Consider the following 19137-nt stretch of genomic DNA (forward strand, 5'->3'; position numbering starts at 1 on the left):
TGGCTCATGCTCTGCGATCTTTCTTTTTTGCAAATCTCACAACGAAGGGAGAACCTCTATGAAAATGAAACGAATCCTGACGCTTGTCTGCGTGACCATGCTGGCGGCCTGCGTGTTCTGCGTTCCGGCCTATGCGGCCACCGGCGATGTTGCCGGAGCCATTCAGGGAACGTGGACAACTGCTTCCCAGCAGATCAAGATGGTGGTGGACAATGTGGTGTTCCCGGCCATCGATTTGATTCTGGCTGTGTTTTTCTTTGCCAAATTAGGGACAGCGTACTTTGATTGTGCGCCCGTAAAGGCACTGTAATAATTCTGGATTTGGCAATCCAGCGGGTAAAAGCTCATTTGCCCGTCATCAACCGGTTTACCTGAGAGGGAAACCTCATAGGGGAAAATAGCATTCCGGTAAACTCATAAGTTGGGCAGTTGTCAGCCCACGACTGAATGGGAAGATGAAAAAGATGATATGAGGATAAAAGCTATACTGCCTGAAGCGCAGTCCGAGAGGTTTATGTAGGAACTTTGGCGAAAGACAGCTATCGCCATACCGCACAGCCACAATTTGTTAATCGAGAATATGTGGGCGAGCTTTTGTGCGGCTCAACTCCGTATGGAGATAAAGGACGAAAACGCTATCCGACAACCATCTACGCTATTATTACTTTGCTAAACGGGGATTGCCTAACCCGAAACGCCGAGCAATCGGCTATGTGTAATGCCTTTGCGGTGATAAATTTCAAGGCTCTGCCAAGAAAGATGACACTGAATATTCGGTATGGCAACGGAGCCGCCATAGTAGTCCGAGTGCGGTAACGCCGCATACATGGCGAAGGGCGGCAGCTTGTTATCTTAACAACAGAGAAAGGAAGGTGTTTGATACACCATGAGAAATCCAATCAATTTGTTAAGCAGTTTGCAAATCCACAGCAGTGACAGGTCGTATACCTTTGAACGGCTCTATCGCAATCTGTATAACCGTGAGCTGTTTGCGCTGGCTTACCAAAATATCTACGCCAGCCAAGGAAATATGACAAAAGGCACAGATGGAAAAACCATCGACGCAATGAGCCTAAATCGCATTGACGGCATTATTGCGAGCCTAAAGGACGAGAGCTATCAGCCACAACCATCAAAAAGAACCTACATCCCAAAGAAAAACGGCAAAATGCGCCCGCTGGGTATCCCATCATTTGACGATAAGCTGATACAGGAATGTGTGCGGCTACTGTTGGAGGCAGTCTACGAGGGCGGCTTTGCGAAAACCTCGCACGGTTTTCGCCCCAACCATAGCTGTCATACGGCACTTAGTCAGGCACAGGTCTGTTTTACTGGCGTAAAGTGGTTTGTTGAGGGAGATATTAAAGGCTTCTTTGACAATATCAATCACGAAGCTATGGCGGATATTTTAGCGGAGCGTATCAAGGACGAGCGTTTTCTACGTCTTATCCGCAAGTTTCTGAAAGCAGGATATTTGGAGAATTGGCAATATCACAACACTTACAGCGGTACACCGCAGGGTGGTATCGTCAGCCCAATTCTTGCTAACATCTATCTGGACAAGCTGGATAGATATATGGAGGAACTGAAAAAGCGGTTTGACAAGGGAACGGCACGTTCGGTCTACCCCGAAACCTACGAGCTGGAGAAAAAACGTGGGGTGCTTGCAAAGAAGCTACGCAACGCAAGTACAGAGCAGGAAAAAAGCGAGCTTACAGCAAAAATCCATGAAATTGACCGTAAAAAGCTCACCATGCCCTACTCTGACCCATTCGACACCAGCTTTAAGCGGCTTCAATACGTCCGATACGCTGATGATTTTCTTGTTGGTGTAATTGGGAGCAAGGAGGACGCTATCGCTATCAAGGAACAGATAAAGGTGTTTCTTACCGACACGCTTCGGTTGGAGCTGTCTGATGAAAAGACACTGATAACCCATTCCGAGAAAAAGGCGCGGTTTTTGGGGTATGACATTTCCGTGCGCCGCTCTGCCGCAACCAAGAGAGATAAAACAGGACGGCTTTGCCGTCACCTCAACGGTACGGTGAGTCTGGAAATGCCGCAGGAGCTAATGCGTAAAAAGCTGCTGGAATACGGTGCTATGACCATTGAAAAAACGGTTTATGGCAAAGATAACTGGAAAGCCAAAGCCCGTTACTACCTCAAGGATAATGATGACCTCGAAATTCTTGACCAGTATAACAGCGAAATTCGCGGCTTCCGCAATTACTACCGCATTGCCAATAACGCCGCTCACGCAAGCTCTTTTGGCTACATTATGCAGTACAGTATGTTCAAGACCTTTGCAACAAAATACCGCACCAGTATGAGCAAGATGATTTCCAGACTTCGTATTAACAAAGATTTTGGAGTACGTTTCACCGACAAAAAAGGAAAGACAAAAACACGGCTGTTTTACAATGCTGGCTTTGCAAGAAAGCCTATGCAAAAGACCGCCGCCGTTGATGTAATGCCCAATACAGCGAGGTATTCCAGCAGAACAAGTTTGATGGATAGGCTGTCCGCAGGGCAATGCGAGCTTTGCGGCAAAACTGATTGTGAGATTGAAATTCACCACGTCAGAAAGCTCAAAGACCTAAAAGGTATCAACTACTGGGAGCGCTTTATGATTGCGAGAAACCGTAAAACGCTGGCGCTCTGTGTAGACTGTCACAAAAAATTGCATAGTGGCAAACTGAATTAACAAGTGGCGAGCCGTATACATCGAGAGGTGTAAGTACGGTTCTGAGGCGAGTGTTTGGAAACCTACCGCAGAAATGTGGCAAGGCGCTGGGCACTTAGCCACCATCGGAAACATGGCCAGTTTGAATGGGCCGCGCCCGCCATCCTGTTCGCCTGTCTTGTGTTTACGCTGACGGCCCCGCTCTATGTGTGGCAGATTCTCGGAATGTAAGGAGGAAAAACGATGGGATGTTGGGGAATCACCGCTTTTGAATCGGACGCAGGTCTGGACGCGAAGGGCTTTATCCGAGAGAATCTGCCAGAGGATGGTAAGCTGGAGCTTGAAAAAATACTCGAAGGGTTGCAACATGACGCTTGGAATGCCCCTCCTGATGTGATGAATGCCGAGTCTCATACTAGCCCGATGGCGCTGGCAGAAATTATAGTAAAATTTCTTGACCGTGAGGTCGACAGTCTGGACAATGCCGGAGCATGGGCAGAAAAAGAAAAGAAATTTGGCGCAGTCACATCATTCACAGCAACCAGAGAAGTAGTTCGGTGGCTTCGGGATTATCTTTGCGATACCCTGAATTATGCAATGAAAGGTGCGGAAGAAAGGCGAAAATGGGGCGGCTGGTTTCAGAAAAAGGATTGGCATGCTTGGCAAAATCACATGGCTGTGTTGATTGGCCGCCTTGATGGCGTCCTTTCCGCAGAGGGGCAATCGCTGGTGTTGTTCTCCAAGGCAGAGCCGAATGAAAAGCAGGAGACTGATATGGGTATGACGATGCAGCAAAGCATCTGAAGAAGGAGAAAAAGATGACTACTTTTGAAAATGAGTTGCGCAAGCTCTTTGATCATGACGTGGTGTTTGTGAATGCCCGTTTTACCGGAAACACCTGCTACGGCAGGCTGAATGAAGAGGTGCGAGTCAAAGCACGTTTTGTTACCTGCGACTATGGTGACCATTACGAAGCGCTTAAGGTGACGCTGCTCAACCGACGAGAGGGAGAAATCAACAGCGTTCTACTGCGCTTTCGAGATCTGTGGGGCATGAAAAAGGTGAGCAATCCCAACTTTCAACAGGGGGTATCGCCTCATTTATGGGTGTGCGACGGTAAGGTTGAATGGTATGTGTATCAGCCGAATGAAGCTGACCGCCAGCAACTCAAGGCCGCCGTGCAGACCTATTTGGATGTGTTTCAGGAGCCGGTGCAGGGCCAGCAGATGGGGCAGAAAATGTGCTGATATAGCGCAGGCCAGCACTCTGGTCGGAAAGGAGTGAGAAATTAAGTGTTTATATGGGACTTCGTCGCCGAAACCGTGCTGGGGCAGATCATTGATTGGATCTACGGCCAGATCGTCGGGTTTCTCGGCGATTTTTTTATGCAGATGGGAAATATGGGGGCAGATCTGTTCGAGCTGAACTGGGTGCAGTCCATTGTTCTCTTTTTCAGTTATCTGGCGTGGGCGCTCTACGCTGTCGGTCTTGTGGTGGCGGTGTTTGAGTGCGGCATTGAGTACCAGAACGGGCGAGGTAGCGTGAAGGAAACCTCCCTCAATGCCGTCAAGGGCTTTATGGCTGTGGGGTTGTTTACCACGGTGCCAGTGGAGCTGTACAAGCTCTGTGTAACTCTGCAGGGCGGCTTTACGGCGGGAATCACCGGACTGGGTGAGGATTTCGGAACAGTGGCTTCCGGAATTATTACTTCATTACAGGATGCGGGAACATGGGAACAAGCAGCTAACGCCGGTGTGCTGGGCGGCCTGAATACTATCACCAGCCCAATCTTGATGATTTTTATACTGATAATGATGGGCTATGCCATCATTAAAGTGTTCTTTGCCAACTTGAAGCGGGGCGGTATCCTTCTGATCCAGATCGCGGTTGGCAGTCTGTATATGTTCAGCATTCCACGCGGGTATATCGACGGTTTTGTGAGCTGGAGCAAGCAGGTCATCGGTTTGTGCCTGACTGCGTTTTTACAGGCGACGATCCTGATCGCCGGACTTATGGTATTCAAAGACCACGCATTACTAGGGCTTGGTCTAATGCTGTCAGCAGGCGAAATCCCACGCATCGCCGGACAGTTTGGTCTGGACACCGGCACTCGTGCTAACGTGATGGGTGCGGTCTACGCAGCACAGGGAGCAGTGAATCTGACCCGCACCGTTGTGCAGACCGTCGCAAAATAAGGAGGCTGATCAGCAGATGAAGGAAAACAAACTAGTTTACATCACATCCCCTTATGCCGGGGACATTGAATCAAACGTAGCCTTTGCTAAAACCGCCTGCCGCTACGCCGTGGAGCAGGGATGCACCCCGGTGGCAGTTCACTTGCTCTATCCGCAGATACTGAACGATGCTGTTCCCGTAGAACGCGAAGCCGGTATCCAGATGGGGCTGCAGGTGCTGGAAGTCTGTGATGAATTGTGGCTGTGCGGTGATCGGATATCTCACGGGATGCAGGTAGAACTGGACGCTGCAGAATGGCAGGGAATCCCAGTATGCCGTGTTCTGGAAATCCCGCAGGAAGCGCCGGAACCGATAGAATCCCACATGGAACGATCACCCCAATTGGCTATGTAACATTGGCACATTTGCTTCACTTGAGCCAAAATCCTTGTTGGATATCGTCATAGCTATTCCCTCACATTGTCGATATACTTGGCTTGCAAAAGAATCAAAGGAAGGAGTCAAACCACATGGAAAATCGCAAAAATCTCTGTGCCATGATCACTGCCGACCTCCACGCCAGAGTGCGTGAGGAACAGGAAAAAATGGAGCTGAAACTAAATGAGTATGTCGAAATGATCATCAAAGAACACTTTGAGATGGGAGGAAAAACAATGGATGGCAAAACAAGGACGCTGGCATTTCAGGTATCGGAGGAACTGTTCGGGCGCATCAAGGCCCATCTAACTAAGACGGGTATGAGCCAAAAGGACTTCGTCATCGGCCTGATTGAGAAGGCTCTGGTAAGCAAACCACCGGAGTCAATCGAAGCTGGCAGCAACGAATAATCGCATCGCATGAACCGCTGGAGCCGCAGAGCTTCGGCGGTTTTTCTCTTGGAGGTGAGCAATTTTGTATATTTACCCTGACAACTTGAAGTCCAAAGCTACGTTGTGGCTTTGGCAGCTCCGTGATATTGGCATCATCGGAATCTGCGCCGTGGTGTCTATCTTGGCACTGACGCAGGCTGGTTTTTTTCCACCACTGGTGCTAACCGGCGTATTCGCCTTTCTATCGATCCGCTTTGAGGACACCAGCATTTTGGATTTTATCCGATATGCCTGCGCGTTTTTGTTTATCCACCAGCAGCTTTATGAATGGAGGTATACCGAGTGAGTAAAAAAGCAGAGAAGAAAGAGGCCCGACAGCGGGCATCCACACGCCAGCTTATTGGGGTGAAGGCCGTCACCGATTACAGCCTTGTATCCTATGTCCATGGCGAGCTGGTGTATTTTATCATCAAACCCTCCAACATTTCCGTTCTGTCGCAGGCCAGCGTTGGGGCAAAAATCTACGCCCTGATGACGGTGTTGAAGGGTGTGGCCGAGATTGAAATGCTTTGCCTTAACAGCCGCGAGAGCTTCGAGGACAACAAGCGTTTTCTTCGCGCCCGCATGGAGAAGGAGAACAATCCAGTGGTGCACAGATTGCTGGAAAAAGACCAGACCCATCTCGACCGAATACAGGTGCAGATGGCCACTGCTCGCGAATTTCTCATCATCATTCGCCTGAAGGATGAGAAAGAATCGGAGGTATTTCCATACCTTGCCCGCATCGAAAAGTCCCTCAAAGAGCAAGGCTTTTCCGTAAAGCGAGCTGACCATGAGGACATCAAGCGTATTCTTGCGGTTTATTACGAGCAGAACGTGACTACAGAGCGCTTTGAGGATTTCGACGGGGAGCGTTGGATTATTCCAGAGGACTGAAAGGAGGCAACCATTTGAAACAAACAAAAGCTGCCCCTGCGGCGGCAAAGGAAGATGTGCGCATTCAGGAGTTTCTGGATATGATTGCGCCATCCATTGTCAAATTTGAAACCGACTATTTTATCTGCGGTAACACCTATCGCTGTGTGTGGGCGCTGCGGGAGTACCCCACTGCCACAGACGAGCAGGCCATTCTGTCGCACCTCGGCGAAAAGGACGGCGTGACCCTGCGCATCTACACCCGCCATGTGACCCCGGTGGAAGAAAAGAAAATCATCAGCAACGCCGCCAACAAAAACCGCATGGACAGGAGCAACACCAACGATTTACAGCAAACGGTGTTGGCCGAAAGCAATTTACAGGACGTGACCACCATCGTGGCGCAAATGCACCGCAATCGTGAGCCGCTGCTCCATGCGGCGGTTTATCTGGAGCTGTGCGCCCACGACCTCGATCAGCTCAAGCTGTTGCAGACCGAGGTGCTGACCGAGCTAATCCGCTCCAAGCTGAATGTTGACCGGCTCATGCTCCGCCAGCAGCAGGGCTTTCAGTGCGTGATGCCCACTGGCTGGAATCTGTTTCGCGATCAGTTCGAGCGTGTGCTACCAGCCAGCAGCGTGGCCAATCTCTATCCCTTCAACTATTCCGGCAAGACCGATCCGCAGGGGTTCTATGTGGGGCGTGATAAATTCGGTAGCAATGTGCTGGTAGACTTTAACCGCCGTGCCGATGACAAAACCAACGCAAACATCCTGATCCTTGGCAACTCCGGTCAGGGCAAGAGCTATCTGCTCAAGCTGATTCTGACTAATCTGCGGGAATCTGGGATGCGGATTACCGCCCTCGATCCCGAAATGGAGTACGAGGATTTGACCAACAACCTCGGTGGCTGTTTTATCGACCTTATGTCTGGCGAGTATATCATCAACTTTTTGGAACCTAAAACATGGGATGACAGTGGCAGTCCGGAGGACTTAGACGCGCCGCAGACCTTCCGCATTAGATCTCGCCTGTCCCAGCACATTAGCTTTCTGAAAGATTTTTTTCGCACCTACAAGGACTTTACCGATCGGGAAATCGACGTCATCGAAATCATCCTACAAAAGCTTTATGCAAAGTGGAATCTGTCAGATAAGACCGATTTCACCCAGCTTGGGCCGACCGATTACCCGATTCCGTCCGATCTGTATGCACTGCTTGAGGCCGAATACAAAGGTTTTGATGAGAACAAGCGGCAGCTTTACACCGCCGAAATGCTCCAGAGCATCCTGCTGGGCCTCAATTCTATGTGTGTGGGTGCGGAGAGTAAATTCTTCAACGGCTACACCAATATTACTGATTCCAGTTTTGTCACCTTCGGGGTGAAGGGCTTGCTGCAGGCCAGCCGGAACCTGAAAAATGCGCTGCTGTTCAACGTGCTTTCCTTTATGAGCGACGAGTTGTTGACCGAGGGCAACACCGCTGCCAGCTTGGATGAATTCTATCTGTGTGAAGCGACACGTTGTCGCCAATAACCTTGCATAGCGGGGAGACCTGCCACAAGGGAAAAACGACGGGAAACCGCAAGGTTTTCTAACTAATATTTCGAGGAGTGGAATGACGGAGTAACGTCCCGAAACGCTCCCCCTGAGACTGCGTTGGAAGAAACCGTGGACAAACGCGGGGACTGACACAGCACGCCGAAGTCGGCTGAACACACTCGCTGTATCGACAGTGCCAGCAACACATCGTTACGGCAAAAACGAACCAGAGGTGGTCGTGAGTGATAGGCCGGGGGTCTACAAGATATCTATGGCAAGAATGTGCAGGATTGCACTGACGAACATCCGAATGTACGGGTCTAAAAGAGTGAACGGCTAACAGCCGTTGCCGTCGGATGGCGGCGTGTGTGAGGATTAGTAAAATTACAAGGTTATGAAACTCCTTAATCTGTTATAGGCAGGTTCAAGCACACAGGCTTAAAGGATGCGCCTAAGGGTATGTATGAACAGATAGAAATATTGGAACGTGGAAAAGCTGGAGCGTGGAGCATTTGTCTGCAAAGAAGCGCTGGCAAGGAAATCGGCATTCAACGCTGTATAACTTGCCTTTATCCAGCCAAAAGCGCAGCCATAGTACCAATGAAGCGGCGACAATAAGCCGCGGAGGGATGGGCTGTAGTCGGGAAATGCAAACATTAGCAAGGAAACACGCAGCATTCAAAGGTTCGAGTAGGACTAAGAAAGGCTGAATTCCATCTGCTCTTTACAGGGCAAGGAGGATGCCGACTTTGACGACTACAAAGAAACCCAAAAGGCAGAAACTGCGCAATGCGGAATACTACGGGCTTCAAGCGTTGCAGGACAGGCTGTACGCCGACAGCAAGGATGGAAAGCATTTCAAAAATCTGGTGTCCATCATTACTTCGGAGGAAAATATTCAGCTTGCATACCGCAATATTAAGAAGAATTCCGGTAGCAAAACCGCAGGCACAGACGGTAAAACCATTCAAGACTTAGAAAAATGGCAACCGCAGACCGTCATAAATTATGTGAGAAAACGCCTCCACTTCTACATCCCGCAAACGGTACGGCGAACAGAAATTCCAAAACCAAACGGCAAAATGCGGCCACTGGGCATTCCCACCCTCGGAGACCGGCTGATACAGCAATGTATTTTGCAGGTCTTAGAGCCGATATGCGAGGCAAAATTTCATGAAAAGAGTTTTGGCTTTCGTCCCAACAGGAGCACGGAGCACGCCATAGCGCAGGTCTATAAATATATGCAGGTCGATAATCTGTCCTACGTTGTAGATATTGACATCAAAGGATTTTTCGACAATGTCAATCATGGAAAACTGCTTAAGCAAATGTGGACGCTTGGTATTCGCGATAAAAAGCTGCTGTGCATCATCTCCGCTATGTTAAAGGCGGAGATCAAAGATGTTGGTATCCCTGAAAAGGGCACGCCGCAGGGCGGCATATTAAGTCCATTGCTCTCAAATATTGTGTTGAACGAGCTGGACTGGTGGATCGCCAGCCAATGGGAAGAAATGCCGCCCAAGCACAACAAGCCTTTCATCCGCAAAGACAACGGCAAAGTGGATAAGGGACCAGTATTTTTAGCCTACCGGGAGCGAAGCAATCTAAAGGAATGCCACCTCGTGCGCTATGCAGATGATTTCAAAATCTTTTGCAGAAAACGCAGCGACGCGGACAAGATTTTTGAAGCCACAAAACTGTGGCTATGGGATAGGCTTCACTTGGAAATCAGTGAGGAAAAATCCAGTGTCACCAACCTGAAACGCCACTATTCCGAATATCTTGGCTTTCAGATACGTCTGCACAAAAAGGGTAAGACCAAGGGTGGCAAGCCCAGATACACCGTAAAATCTCACATTACCGAAAAAGCGGATAAGCGCATAAAAGACAGTCTGCACAAGCAAATCAGGAGCGTGCAAAAACCCATTGGTAATCGCAGTGGACACGCTTCGGTCGAGTGCTACAACGCCTATGTCATTGGCGTTCACAATTACTATGAAATAGCGACCCACGTAGCACAGGACTTCTATAAAATCAGCCATTCTGCCCACAAGAGCCTAAGAGCACGATTAAAGAAACGCATGAAAAGAAGCGGCCAGTATATCTTGCCATATATCCAAGAAAAGTATGGACACAGTCAGCAAATACGCTATGTGTATGATACGGCGCTCGCCCCGATTGGTGCAATCAAGCACCGCCCTCCCAGTATGCTGCGGGTGGCGGTCAACAAATATACACCCCAGGGCAGAGCTGGTATACACAGTAGATTGGAGACGGTCAACATGGCCGTCCTGACATTTTTAATGCGCAACCCAGTTCGAGATAGAACCATTGAGTTTAACGACAACCGCCTGTCCCTTTACTGCGGACAGTGCGGAAAATGTGCAATCAGTGGAGAAAATCTTGAAATTGGGCATCTGCACTGCCATCATATTATCCCTTTGCAAAAAGGCGGTACAGACAAATATGCAAACCTCGTGTTTTTGGCGGATAGGGTGCACGTACTCCTACACGCCACGAGAGAAAAAACGCTGAACGCCCTGCTTGCCGAACTGAATTTGGATAAAAAGCAACTGGCTAAACTCGATAAATTCCGCCGGTTGGCGGAAATCCCCGAAATTATCTAAACGTTTCTTTTAGTTGTAAGCTGTGTAACTCCAACAAACATTTCCCGATGGAACGCCGTGTGATGGGAAACTATCATGCACGGTGTGGGACGGGGGAAAAGATGGAGATAACATCAAAATCTTACCTATCGTCATTCCTCTCCAATTTGACCGCCGTGGAATATGTCCGCAACTTTATGAAGCGTGTGCGCAAGAAGGATTCGGCGGTCATCATCGCAAGTCAGAACCTTGAAGATTTTAATCTGGACGGCGTGAAGGAGTACACCAAGCCGTTGTTTTCCATCCCTACGCATCAGTTCCTGTTTAATGCAGGCAGCATCGATGCCCGGTTTTATACCGACACTCTCCAGCTGGAGGAATCGGAGTACAATCTGATTCGTTATCCCCAGCGTGGGGTGTGCCTCTACAAATGTGGCAATGAACGTTATAACTTGATGGTCAATGCTCCGGAGTATAAGGCGAAGCTGTTCGGTAACGCTGGCGGGCGTTAAAAAGGCTGTGCAATCATAATAACTGCACAGCCTTTATTGCATATTCGTTTTGGAAGAACCCCCAGCAAAGTTAAGTCCGATAAATCCAATATTCAGTGTTATGCCTGTAAAATGTACCTTCTTCATCAAACGTTTCATGCTCATAACGCATCCCTCCTTTATCCCTTTAGCTGGGTTTGGCTGGTGGTTCTGCCAAGGACTCAGAGGTCGGTCTTTCCAAAACGAATATTGTATTTATATTATAACACCGTTGCTTGAGGGGTACAAGAAAGGATGTGATATATTGGATTTAAAAGACCAACGCTTCGGCATTGAAATCGAGATGACCGGCATTACCCGCCAGAGAGCCGCCGAGGTGTGTGCCGCATATTTTGGCGGCTCCTCCAGATACATTGGTTCCGGTTATGATACCTATGCGGCACTGGACAGTCATGGGCGGCAGTGGAAATTTATGAGTGACGCAAGCATTGACCCTCAGCAAAAAAACTGCGGCCACACAATATCGGCAGATAACGACTACAGAACCGAGATGGTCAGCCCCATCTGCCGCTACGAGGACATCATTCCTATTCAGGAAATCATCCGCAAGCTGAAGGAAAACGGAGCCATCACTAACAAGAGCTGCGGCATCCATGTGCATATTGACGCTTCCCCCTTCGATGCCCGGACACTTCGCAACATCACCAACATCATGGCGTCCAAGGAGGATCTGATCTACAAGGCGCTGGGTGTTTCCGTTGCCCGCCAGAATCGCTGGTGCCAACCGGTGGAGCAACGGTTTTTGGATGAGCTGAACCGTCAGAAGCCCCGGTCGCTGGAGGGTGTGGAGCATATTTGGTATGACGGAGACAGCCGCCGCTATACTCATTACGATAATAGCCGCTACCACTGCCTGAATTTGCACTCGGTATTCCAGAAAGGCACGGTGGAGTTCCGGTTGTTCAATGGGACGCTCCATGCTGGAAAAATCAAGGCGTATGTTCAGTTTTGTCTTGCTATTGGGGCACAGGCGCTGAACCAGTCCTGTGCTAGCCGGAGGAAAACCCAGACCACTAATGAAAAATACACCTTTCGCACATGGCTACTGCGGCTGGGGCTGAACGGCGATGAGTTTGCCACCGCCCGCCAGCATCTATTGGCCAGTCTGGATGGCTGCATCGCATGGCGTGACCCAGCACAGGCCGAAGCACAAAAGGAACGATTAAGGCAGAAAAAAGAAAAGGAGCGAGATCAGGCACGGCAGGTGCATGCCATGCCTGAAACTGTTCCCACAATCGAACAGACAGAGCAGGCCGAGGTTTCTGAAGAAGCCCCGGCCTTTGTCATGCATATGTAAGGAGGAAACGTGAGCAGAAAACCTACACTGTATATCGCTTACGGCAGCAATCTTAACCTGCCGCAGATGGCGTTTCGCTGCCCAACCGCCGAGGTGGCTGGGGTCAGTGAGCTGAAGGATTATGAGCTGCTGTTCCGTGGTGGCCGCCGTGGTGCGGTAGCCACGGTGGAGCCGAAGGAGGGCAGCACCGTCCCGGTGCTTCTTTGGAAAATTCGACAGAAGGATGAGGAAGCCCTCGACCGCTATGAGGGGTATCCCCGTTTGTATGAAAAGGAAATGATGGACGTAAAGCTAAACGGCAAAACTGTCTCGGCCATGGTGTATGTGATGACGCCGGGTCATGAATTCGGTATTCCCTCTGATTATTACGCCGATGTGATTTGGCAAGGCTATGAGTCCTCCGGTTTTGACACGCAGGTGTTAGAGGACGCCATCAACCATGCCTATGACCTGATGCTCCAGCAGGAGCAGCAGCGCGGCAGCTCCGGGCAGCAATCACTGTTTGGATTCGGCGGCTGGACGGGGCTAAAATGAAAAAAGCTGTACCAGATTGGCACAGCTCACTCGTTGGATAATCGGATTGATTTCACATACGCAGCCAACAGCTCCTCAACGTGAGGAAGATATTTTTTGTCCAGACCGGACAATAGCTCTGCTGCACTGGAAAAGTCAATGGATTGTTCATTTCCAAACAGGATATAATCCGCCGATAGCCCCAACACCTTGCAGAGTTTGATCAACGTAGAAGCCGAAAAACCTTTTACTCCCAATTCAACATCGGCGAGAAAGGATGGCGACATCTCTGCCTGTTCCGCCACAAGTTCCCTGCTATATCCGAGCATTTCCCGCTTATCGCGGATACGCTTTCCGATTGAAGCATCAAAATCCTTCTTCATGTTTTCACCACCTTTATCCTCAATAAAGATAGTTTATCCCACTCGATTGAAGTTAAACATCAGCAAACGAGTTGATATAAACACCTCTAAAGAGTATAATGGACATCGCCAACAGAGGATAAGGAGGAATGAAATCATGGAGAAAAGAAGTACCTGCTGTTTTACCGGGCATCGCCCGAGGAGTCTGCCGTGGGGAAACAACGAGCAAGACCTGCGTTGTGTTCACCTGAAGGTGCTACTCCGGCAGGAAATCCAGCGGCTGATTACGAAAAATAATGTCACCCATTTCATCAGTGGCATGGCCATCGGCACAGATCTGATCGCTGCCGAAGTTGTGCTGGAACTCAAAAAGCAATACCAGAAGATCACACTGGAAAGCGCCATCCCTCATGAGGAACAGGCTGCCCATTGGGCAGTAGCGCAACGGGAGAAATACTACGACATTGCCAGCCGGTGCGATACGGAAACCATGATCCAAGGTATGTATACCCCCGATTGCTTCCGAAAACGGAATCAGTACATGGTGGAACATAGTGCCTATGTGATCGCTGTGTGGAACGGAAAGCCCAGCGGCACGAGTCAGACCGTCATGCTGGCGCGGGAGAAGAATCGCTTCCTGACCATGATCAACCCCAAAACATTGGAAATTACCAGAGTCAATCAACTGCATATGGCGCAAGAATAAGGTCCCTCTTACTGGGGCCTGTTCACAGCGCTCCGAAAGGAGGAATTGCCTATGGCAGCACCCGCCGCTGTGCTGGCGGTCAAGGCCACTCTTGCTGCGGCCACGGATAAACGCGGTCGGATGGCCATCGCTTCGGTGGTCGCCGCCATCCTGACGCCCTTCATTTTAATCGTGGTCGTCATCATGAGCGCGCTGTCCGGCACAACTGCACACAACAATGCCGCCGTGGATTTAGCATTTCACGGCGGTTATTTATCTTCTAGACTACCATCTGATTATCGGATGTACATTGAAAAAATGAGGGGCAGCTTCACCGATTTAGACATGGCACTTTCCGATATCAACGCCATGGCCGAGGATGGTGAGGTGGATGCCTACAGAGTCAAAGCTATTTTTTATTCTCTGTTCTTCGGCGCGGATCAGCCCCGGATGAACGAGGGGGAGTTCCGAGAATTCGCCGATTGTTTCGTCACCTATGAGGAACGGGATGATGGCGAGGACGGTACTTATACCGTGGCTATCCCAATCCCAGACCTCGAAACGGTGTATGCAAACCTCGCAGTGGCGCTGGGTCAGAGCGTTACTGCCGAAGATAAATCCAATGCCCAGCGCATCTATGTGCTGGCAAAATACGGTCAGGTATCCCCTGAAAATAGCCTGCCACTCGCTGCGGCCATGGGTGACGGTAGCTACGCCGCCCTGATTGCAGAAGGGGAGCAGTTTCTCGGTTACCCCTATGTGTTTGGCGGCTCCACGCCCCAGACCTCTTTCGACTGCTCCGGTTTTGTGTGCTGGGTCTACACCCAGTCCGGCGTCTACAACCTGCCCCGCACCACGGCCACCGGCATCTACAACCAATGCGCTATCGTATCGCGGGACGAGGCCGAGCCTGGAGATTTGATTTTCTTTACCAAGACCTATGTCTGTGCGGGGCCGGTGAGCCACGTCGGTATCTATGTTGGCAACGGTAAAATGTTGCATTGTGGGTCGCCGATCCAGTACACCAACATTGACACAAATTACTGGCGGGAGCATTTTTATGGCTTTGGCCGCCTGCCAAGTTAGGAGGAAAACCAAAATGAAAACAACCTTTGAACACAAGCCGGATTTTCGCTTTCGGGATTTCGTCATCGAAAAAAACGTGACCATACCAGCAGAACAGTTTGAGCGAATGCTTTGCAGACCACTGACTGATCAAAAATTTCTCACGGAGAACGCAGGGCTGATGTGGCAGGATAGTATGGATGTCTACCACTGCCTGCTGGTCACCGGCGAGGGCAGATCGGACGGCCTTCTGGTGGAAAGCGAGGGCTACAACTATGCCCGGTATGCATCCTATGTGCCCGAAGCTACCGCTCTGCGTTATCCATCCCTCGCAAAAATGAATCGGGAATTAGCTGCCGCCGTTGACTTTATTATTGCTGATGGCACCAACCAGACTAGTGAGGGCAACTGTGTTTTTAGCTTCGCGGAGCTGGAGGAAAAGATCAGCCTCTGCGTAACAGAAAAAACATTTTTACAGGAGATGCTGGGCGATATGTTATGCAGCCGACCGGAGGTGGCCGACCTGACCATCGGAGATGACTGCTTTGATGTGGTCTATTACCTCGACTTTTGCCCCAACTGCCTGAAGGGGCAAGCGGCAGAAGCACCTGCCGGACAGACGCTCCGCGACCTGCTCAAAACGCCGATGGAAAATGTTCATCTGCTCCATAAGGACGTGGAAATCGAACCTGCCACCATCGTGGAGTTGTCCGCTGATACCCTGAACGATGCTGGAAAACAGGACTGGGCCGATGTGCTGGACGCACGGGTGTGTCAGGTTTACGAAGGGTTTTATGGTCACCAGATTGATCTAGAAGGAGTGAAACCGTCTCGCCTGCGTGCTTTTTCCATGATGCTTGCAGGCTACTGCTCGGAAGAAAACTATGAAAAATGGGTGGCGCAGCCGGAGGAAACTCCGTCTCAGTCACCAGAAATGAAGCTATGAAATGGAGGACACGCATATGAAAAATACCACGCTGACTATTACCTTCAACATGGAAAAGATGGACGCACTGACTTTCCACATGGGCAAAAGAGATATTGACCTGCAGGCCGAGCTGAACGATACTGTACAGAAGCTATATGACAAGTACGTTCCGCAGGCAACTCGCGAGTATATCGACGATAGGGTTGCCCGTGAGGCTGGAGCAAAGGAGCGTTCACGCCGCCCGGTTCGCCCTGCCGCCCGCACCACTGATCTTTCCGAGCAGGGCGAAAGATGACCGTCTCCATGTGTCGGCCCCTGTGACGCCGCGTGTGCGCTTTTCGAGGGCGAGGTAGCCCGTGTACCCCTGCGGAGGTTCTGCTCCGCGTTGGACCGGTTTGGCGGTAAGCTTCTAAAGGGGCTAAAAACCCTTGCTGCGGCTGGATTTTAGGGGTGAAATGAAGGGTCGAAAAGTGTGCAGGTTAAAGGGCGGGTGGCTTCAAGAAGCCCCATCGCCAAGAGAACACCGCCCGGCAAAGCCGTGCGGGGATTGCGCTCTGCCACCCAACAATCCGCTTTTACCCAAAATGGGTGGCTTCCATGCAGAAAACGTCCGTGTGTCAGGAGGATCATGGGTGGCTCAGAAGAAATCACCAATAAAAGGAGGAATGAAATGAGCGGAAACGCAGACAAAACTAAATTTTCCGTCCGGGTGGACACAGAGTTACTGGAGTTGGCCGACCAGTACATCGCAGACGCTACTGTCCAGAGCCGCACGGAGCTGATTGAGGATGCACTGCGATTTTACCTTGGGTTCCTCACATCGAAGAAAGCGGAAGATTATTTGTTACAATCTCTGTCCTCCGTCATCATGGGTACGGTGCAGGACAGCGAGAACCGGTTGGCACGAATGGATTTCAAACTGGCAGTGGAACTATCCAAGCTGTGTCATGTGATTTCGTACACGCATGATGTTGATGAGGATGATCTGCACAAGTTACACTTAAAATGTCTCGACGAGGTCAAGCGCATCAATGGTGCGATTGATTTCGAGAGCGCATATAAATATCAGAAACGTGAAACCTAAATTGTGAGAAAATATTTATTGGGATTGTTACACTGAGTTCGTTTATAGTGTGTTGAAAAAGGAGTTGGTCTACTATGGTTAAGAAAGAAATTTTAGAGATGGTCATTACAGAGATGACTGAAAACGCACTGCTTGTTCGTAGGGAAACCTGTGTCGAGGAAGAACAGCAGATTTACACACAGGTTGCTGAGTTGTCTCGCCAGCGGCAGGATATCTTGTCCGCACTCTCTCCGGAGGATCGTCAGGTGCTGGAGGATTATCTGGTGAAAACTAATTTGATTGCTGACCACGAGTGCAAGCATCTCTATGTGCAGGGAGCAAAAGACTGCGTGGTGTTGCTGAAGAAGCTGGGTGTACTGTAAGAGAATATATGTTGAACGGCCTCTGCGAAAGCAGGGGCTGTTTGGCATATTGGTGATGAATTTTGTCAGTAGAGGTGGTATAATTAATAAAAGACATGATTACGGAGGTGCATAATGAAGCATTGGATTAACGACGAAGATACTCTCGATGTGCAAGATAGTGAATTGACTTTTGATGCTGTATACAGTAAGGAGTATATCCCAACAGAATGTCTAGGTGAACTTAAAAAAGCTGATATTCTTCTTATACCTGAAGAAATGTTTCGGGAGCGTAGAGGTTGTTTTTTTCCAGAATGTACAGAAGAATTTTTCACCTATGTGAAAGATAATAAGAGTGATAACGTAGTTGTTGATATCTGTGTGAGCGATGAAGATTTTCAGCGTATCGAATTACATGCTGATTTAATTACTGTCGCTACACTTATCGTTCAATGGGTTATACTTCCGACAGCCACTTCGCTAATTGCTGCATACTTATATGATAAAATAAAAAACCGCAATAAATCTGCAGAAAACACAAATGCAGAAGTGAATATTATTGTGGAGAAAGATAAAAAATCAAAAAAGATTTCTTACAGTGGATCTATTGAGAACTTTGAAATGGCAATGAAAACAATAGATGAAACGATTTTTAAATAGGTGAAAATATGACATTAACAGAAGTAAAAGAGAGCTTATCTCTTCCGCAACTTTCATTGAGTAATGACATTCCGGATAGTCTTAGAATATTGAAAGAGACCGCAATTAATTCCGGAAATGAAGAATTGGCTAATGAAATATGGTGTGTGCATCAGATTTTTCATATTCAAAATCTATATATAAAATTTTTTGCTCAGATTAAGGATAAGAAATTCGAGGAATCATGGCTTACTTTAGAGCGTATCGACATAGAATTTTCTTTTTTAAGAACTAATTATGTTTATACCAAGGAACAGTATAATTTGGGATTCATCGAAGGGAAAATTAAGGATTGGGAAAAGCTGTATCCCTATGAGGTTTTTTTTAGCAGAGAAACAATTATTAAAGGGGAACGATGTTCTATATGTGGAAAAAAAGTTTCTATTCGTAGTGGATGCGGGCATAGGATTGGGAAACTTTATATGGGTGAATTGTGTTGTCATGAAATAACCGATATGGAATTTCTGGGAATGGCAATTGTCACCAATCCGTTTGATAAATATACTTTTGTTAGGCCACAAGATATGGAATACAATTATGAAGTGCTTGAATTGTTGTCAGAGCGTGTTAATACTCCTTATGACAGTTGGCATATAGAAACATCTTCACGCCTACGACCAGAATACACACACGCAGAACGCAATAAGCCCTGTCCATGTGGTTCAGGGGAAAAATATAAAAAATGTTGTTATGGAACTAAAAAGGAACTTATGGCTCATAATCGTATCGTTTTAGAAAATGGTTGTAAGGATTCTGTTCCCGTGCGATATGTTGGCACTTGGAAATAATAACTCTCGTAGTGACTTTGGTGGCGTATTCAAAAGTTGCAGATGGCGATCACAACTGTGGTCGCTTTTTTCTT

At 48.8% G+C, this 19137-nt stretch carries 25 protein-coding genes; 24 read left to right on the forward strand and 1 reads right to left on the reverse strand.

Annotation, left to right across the window (positions count from 1 at the left end; genetic code table 11):
* Positions 1-58: 58 nt before the first annotated feature.
* From KCX82_RS00825 to KCX82_RS00900, 16 genes are all read left to right on the forward strand, one after another.
* Positions 59-310, forward strand: coding sequence for a DUF3852 family protein (locus KCX82_RS00825; RefSeq protein ID WP_465250601.1), 252 nt, complete (start codon positions 59-61; stop codon positions 308-310).
* A gap of 215 nt (positions 311-525) precedes the next feature.
* Complete coding sequence (locus tag KCX82_RS00830) at positions 526-816, forward strand: hypothetical protein (RefSeq protein WP_227016540.1); 291 nt, start codon at positions 526-528, stop codon at positions 814-816.
* Positions 817-886: 70 nt separating this feature from the next.
* Positions 887-2704: a reverse transcriptase/maturase family protein gene (locus KCX82_RS00835; protein WP_227016541.1), complete on the forward strand. Its 1818-nt coding sequence runs from the start codon at positions 887-889 to the stop codon at positions 2702-2704.
* A 75-nt stretch (positions 2705-2779) separates the two neighbouring features.
* On the forward strand, positions 2780-2914 hold the full coding sequence (locus tag KCX82_RS00840) for a DUF3852 family protein (RefSeq protein WP_465250612.1): 135 nt from the start codon (positions 2780-2782) through the stop codon (positions 2912-2914).
* A 12-nt stretch (positions 2915-2926) separates the two neighbouring features.
* Complete coding sequence (locus KCX82_RS00845; RefSeq protein ID WP_227016542.1) at positions 2927-3487, forward strand: DUF4259 domain-containing protein; 561 nt, start codon at positions 2927-2929, stop codon at positions 3485-3487.
* A gap of 14 nt (positions 3488-3501) precedes the next feature.
* Positions 3502-3930, forward strand: coding sequence for a hypothetical protein (locus KCX82_RS00850; protein WP_227016543.1), 429 nt, complete (start codon positions 3502-3504; stop codon positions 3928-3930).
* Between the two features lie 45 nt (positions 3931-3975).
* Entirely contained in the window at positions 3976-4878 is a 903-nt protein-coding gene (locus KCX82_RS00855; RefSeq protein WP_227016544.1) for a conjugal transfer protein TrbL family protein, read from the forward strand.
* A gap of 16 nt (positions 4879-4894) precedes the next feature.
* Positions 4895-5272, forward strand: a complete 378-nt coding sequence (locus KCX82_RS00860) for a DUF7768 domain-containing protein (RefSeq protein WP_227016545.1) — start codon at positions 4895-4897, stop codon at positions 5270-5272.
* 116 nt (positions 5273-5388) lie between these two features.
* Positions 5389-5706, forward strand: coding sequence for a 4-oxalocrotonate tautomerase (locus KCX82_RS00865; protein ID WP_227016546.1), 318 nt, complete (start codon positions 5389-5391; stop codon positions 5704-5706).
* Between the two features lie 64 nt (positions 5707-5770).
* Entirely contained in the window at positions 5771-6034 is a 264-nt protein-coding gene (locus tag KCX82_RS00870) for a hypothetical protein (RefSeq protein WP_227016547.1), read from the forward strand.
* Entirely contained in the window at positions 6031-6624 is a 594-nt protein-coding gene (locus tag KCX82_RS00875) for a hypothetical protein (protein WP_227016548.1), read from the forward strand. The genes KCX82_RS00870 and KCX82_RS00875 overlap by 4 nt, the downstream gene beginning before the upstream one ends.
* A 14-nt stretch (positions 6625-6638) precedes the next feature.
* Positions 6639-8138 carry a VirB4 family type IV secretion system protein gene (locus tag KCX82_RS00880; protein WP_465250602.1) on the forward strand — a complete coding sequence of 500 codons (1500 nt, stop codon included), beginning with the start codon at positions 6639-6641 and terminating at the stop codon, positions 8136-8138.
* A 755-nt stretch (positions 8139-8893) separates the two neighbouring features.
* Positions 8894-10771: a group II intron reverse transcriptase/maturase gene (gene ltrA, locus KCX82_RS00885; RefSeq protein ID WP_465250603.1), complete on the forward strand. Its 1878-nt coding sequence runs from the start codon at positions 8894-8896 to the stop codon at positions 10769-10771.
* Positions 10772-10872: 101 nt separating this feature from the next.
* Positions 10873-11262 carry a hypothetical protein gene (locus tag KCX82_RS00890; RefSeq protein WP_465250604.1) on the forward strand — a complete coding sequence of 130 codons (390 nt, stop codon included), beginning with the start codon at positions 10873-10875 and terminating at the stop codon, positions 11260-11262.
* Positions 11263-11545: 283 nt separating this feature from the next.
* Positions 11546-12598, forward strand: a complete 1053-nt coding sequence (locus tag KCX82_RS00895; protein ID WP_227016550.1) for an amidoligase family protein — start codon at positions 11546-11548, stop codon at positions 12596-12598.
* A gap of 9 nt (positions 12599-12607) precedes the next feature.
* A complete protein-coding gene (locus tag KCX82_RS00900; protein ID WP_227016551.1) occupies positions 12608-13132 on the forward strand; it encodes a gamma-glutamylcyclotransferase family protein in 525 nt (174 codons plus the stop codon).
* A 26-nt stretch (positions 13133-13158) separates the two neighbouring features.
* Here the strand turns inward: KCX82_RS00900 and KCX82_RS00905 are convergent, their stop codons facing one another.
* Positions 13159-13494 carry a helix-turn-helix domain-containing protein gene (locus KCX82_RS00905; RefSeq protein ID WP_227016552.1) on the reverse strand — a complete coding sequence of 112 codons (336 nt, stop codon included), beginning with the start codon at positions 13492-13494 and terminating at the stop codon, positions 13159-13161.
* 211 nt (positions 13495-13705) lie between these two features.
* Between KCX82_RS00905 and KCX82_RS00910 the strand changes: the two genes are divergently transcribed.
* The 8 genes from KCX82_RS00910 (at position 13706) to KCX82_RS00945 (ending at position 19063) form a co-directional block, all read left to right on the forward strand.
* Complete coding sequence (locus KCX82_RS00910; protein ID WP_465250613.1) at positions 13706-14179, forward strand: SLOG family protein; 474 nt, start codon at positions 13706-13708, stop codon at positions 14177-14179.
* Between the two features lie 51 nt (positions 14180-14230).
* Positions 14231-15244, forward strand: coding sequence for a C40 family peptidase (locus tag KCX82_RS23320; RefSeq protein ID WP_227016553.1), 1014 nt, complete (start codon positions 14231-14233; stop codon positions 15242-15244).
* A 13-nt stretch (positions 15245-15257) separates the two neighbouring features.
* On the forward strand, positions 15258-16169 hold the full coding sequence (locus KCX82_RS00920) for a DUF6329 domain-containing protein (RefSeq protein ID WP_227016554.1): 912 nt from the start codon (positions 15258-15260) through the stop codon (positions 16167-16169).
* A 16-nt stretch (positions 16170-16185) separates the two neighbouring features.
* Positions 16186-16446: a DUF6103 family protein gene (locus tag KCX82_RS00925; RefSeq protein WP_227016555.1), complete on the forward strand. Its 261-nt coding sequence runs from the start codon at positions 16186-16188 to the stop codon at positions 16444-16446.
* A gap of 243 nt (positions 16447-16689) precedes the next feature.
* On the forward strand, positions 16690-17235 hold the full coding sequence (locus KCX82_RS00930) for a ribbon-helix-helix protein, CopG family (protein ID WP_405127654.1): 546 nt from the start codon (positions 16690-16692) through the stop codon (positions 17233-17235).
* Between the two features lie 74 nt (positions 17236-17309).
* On the forward strand, positions 17310-17597 hold the full coding sequence (locus tag KCX82_RS00935) for a hypothetical protein (RefSeq protein ID WP_227016556.1): 288 nt from the start codon (positions 17310-17312) through the stop codon (positions 17595-17597).
* Between the two features lie 114 nt (positions 17598-17711).
* Positions 17712-18236, forward strand: coding sequence for a hypothetical protein (locus KCX82_RS00940; RefSeq protein ID WP_227016557.1), 525 nt, complete (start codon positions 17712-17714; stop codon positions 18234-18236).
* An 8-nt stretch (positions 18237-18244) separates the two neighbouring features.
* Entirely contained in the window at positions 18245-19063 is an 819-nt protein-coding gene (locus KCX82_RS00945; protein WP_227016558.1) for a YecA family protein, read from the forward strand.
* Positions 19064-19137: the final 74 nt, after the last annotated feature.

This window comes from Sinanaerobacter chloroacetimidivorans (assembly GCF_018128545.1).
Classification (GTDB): domain Bacteria; phylum Bacillota; class Clostridia; order Peptostreptococcales; family Anaerovoracaceae; genus Sinanaerobacter; species Sinanaerobacter chloroacetimidivorans.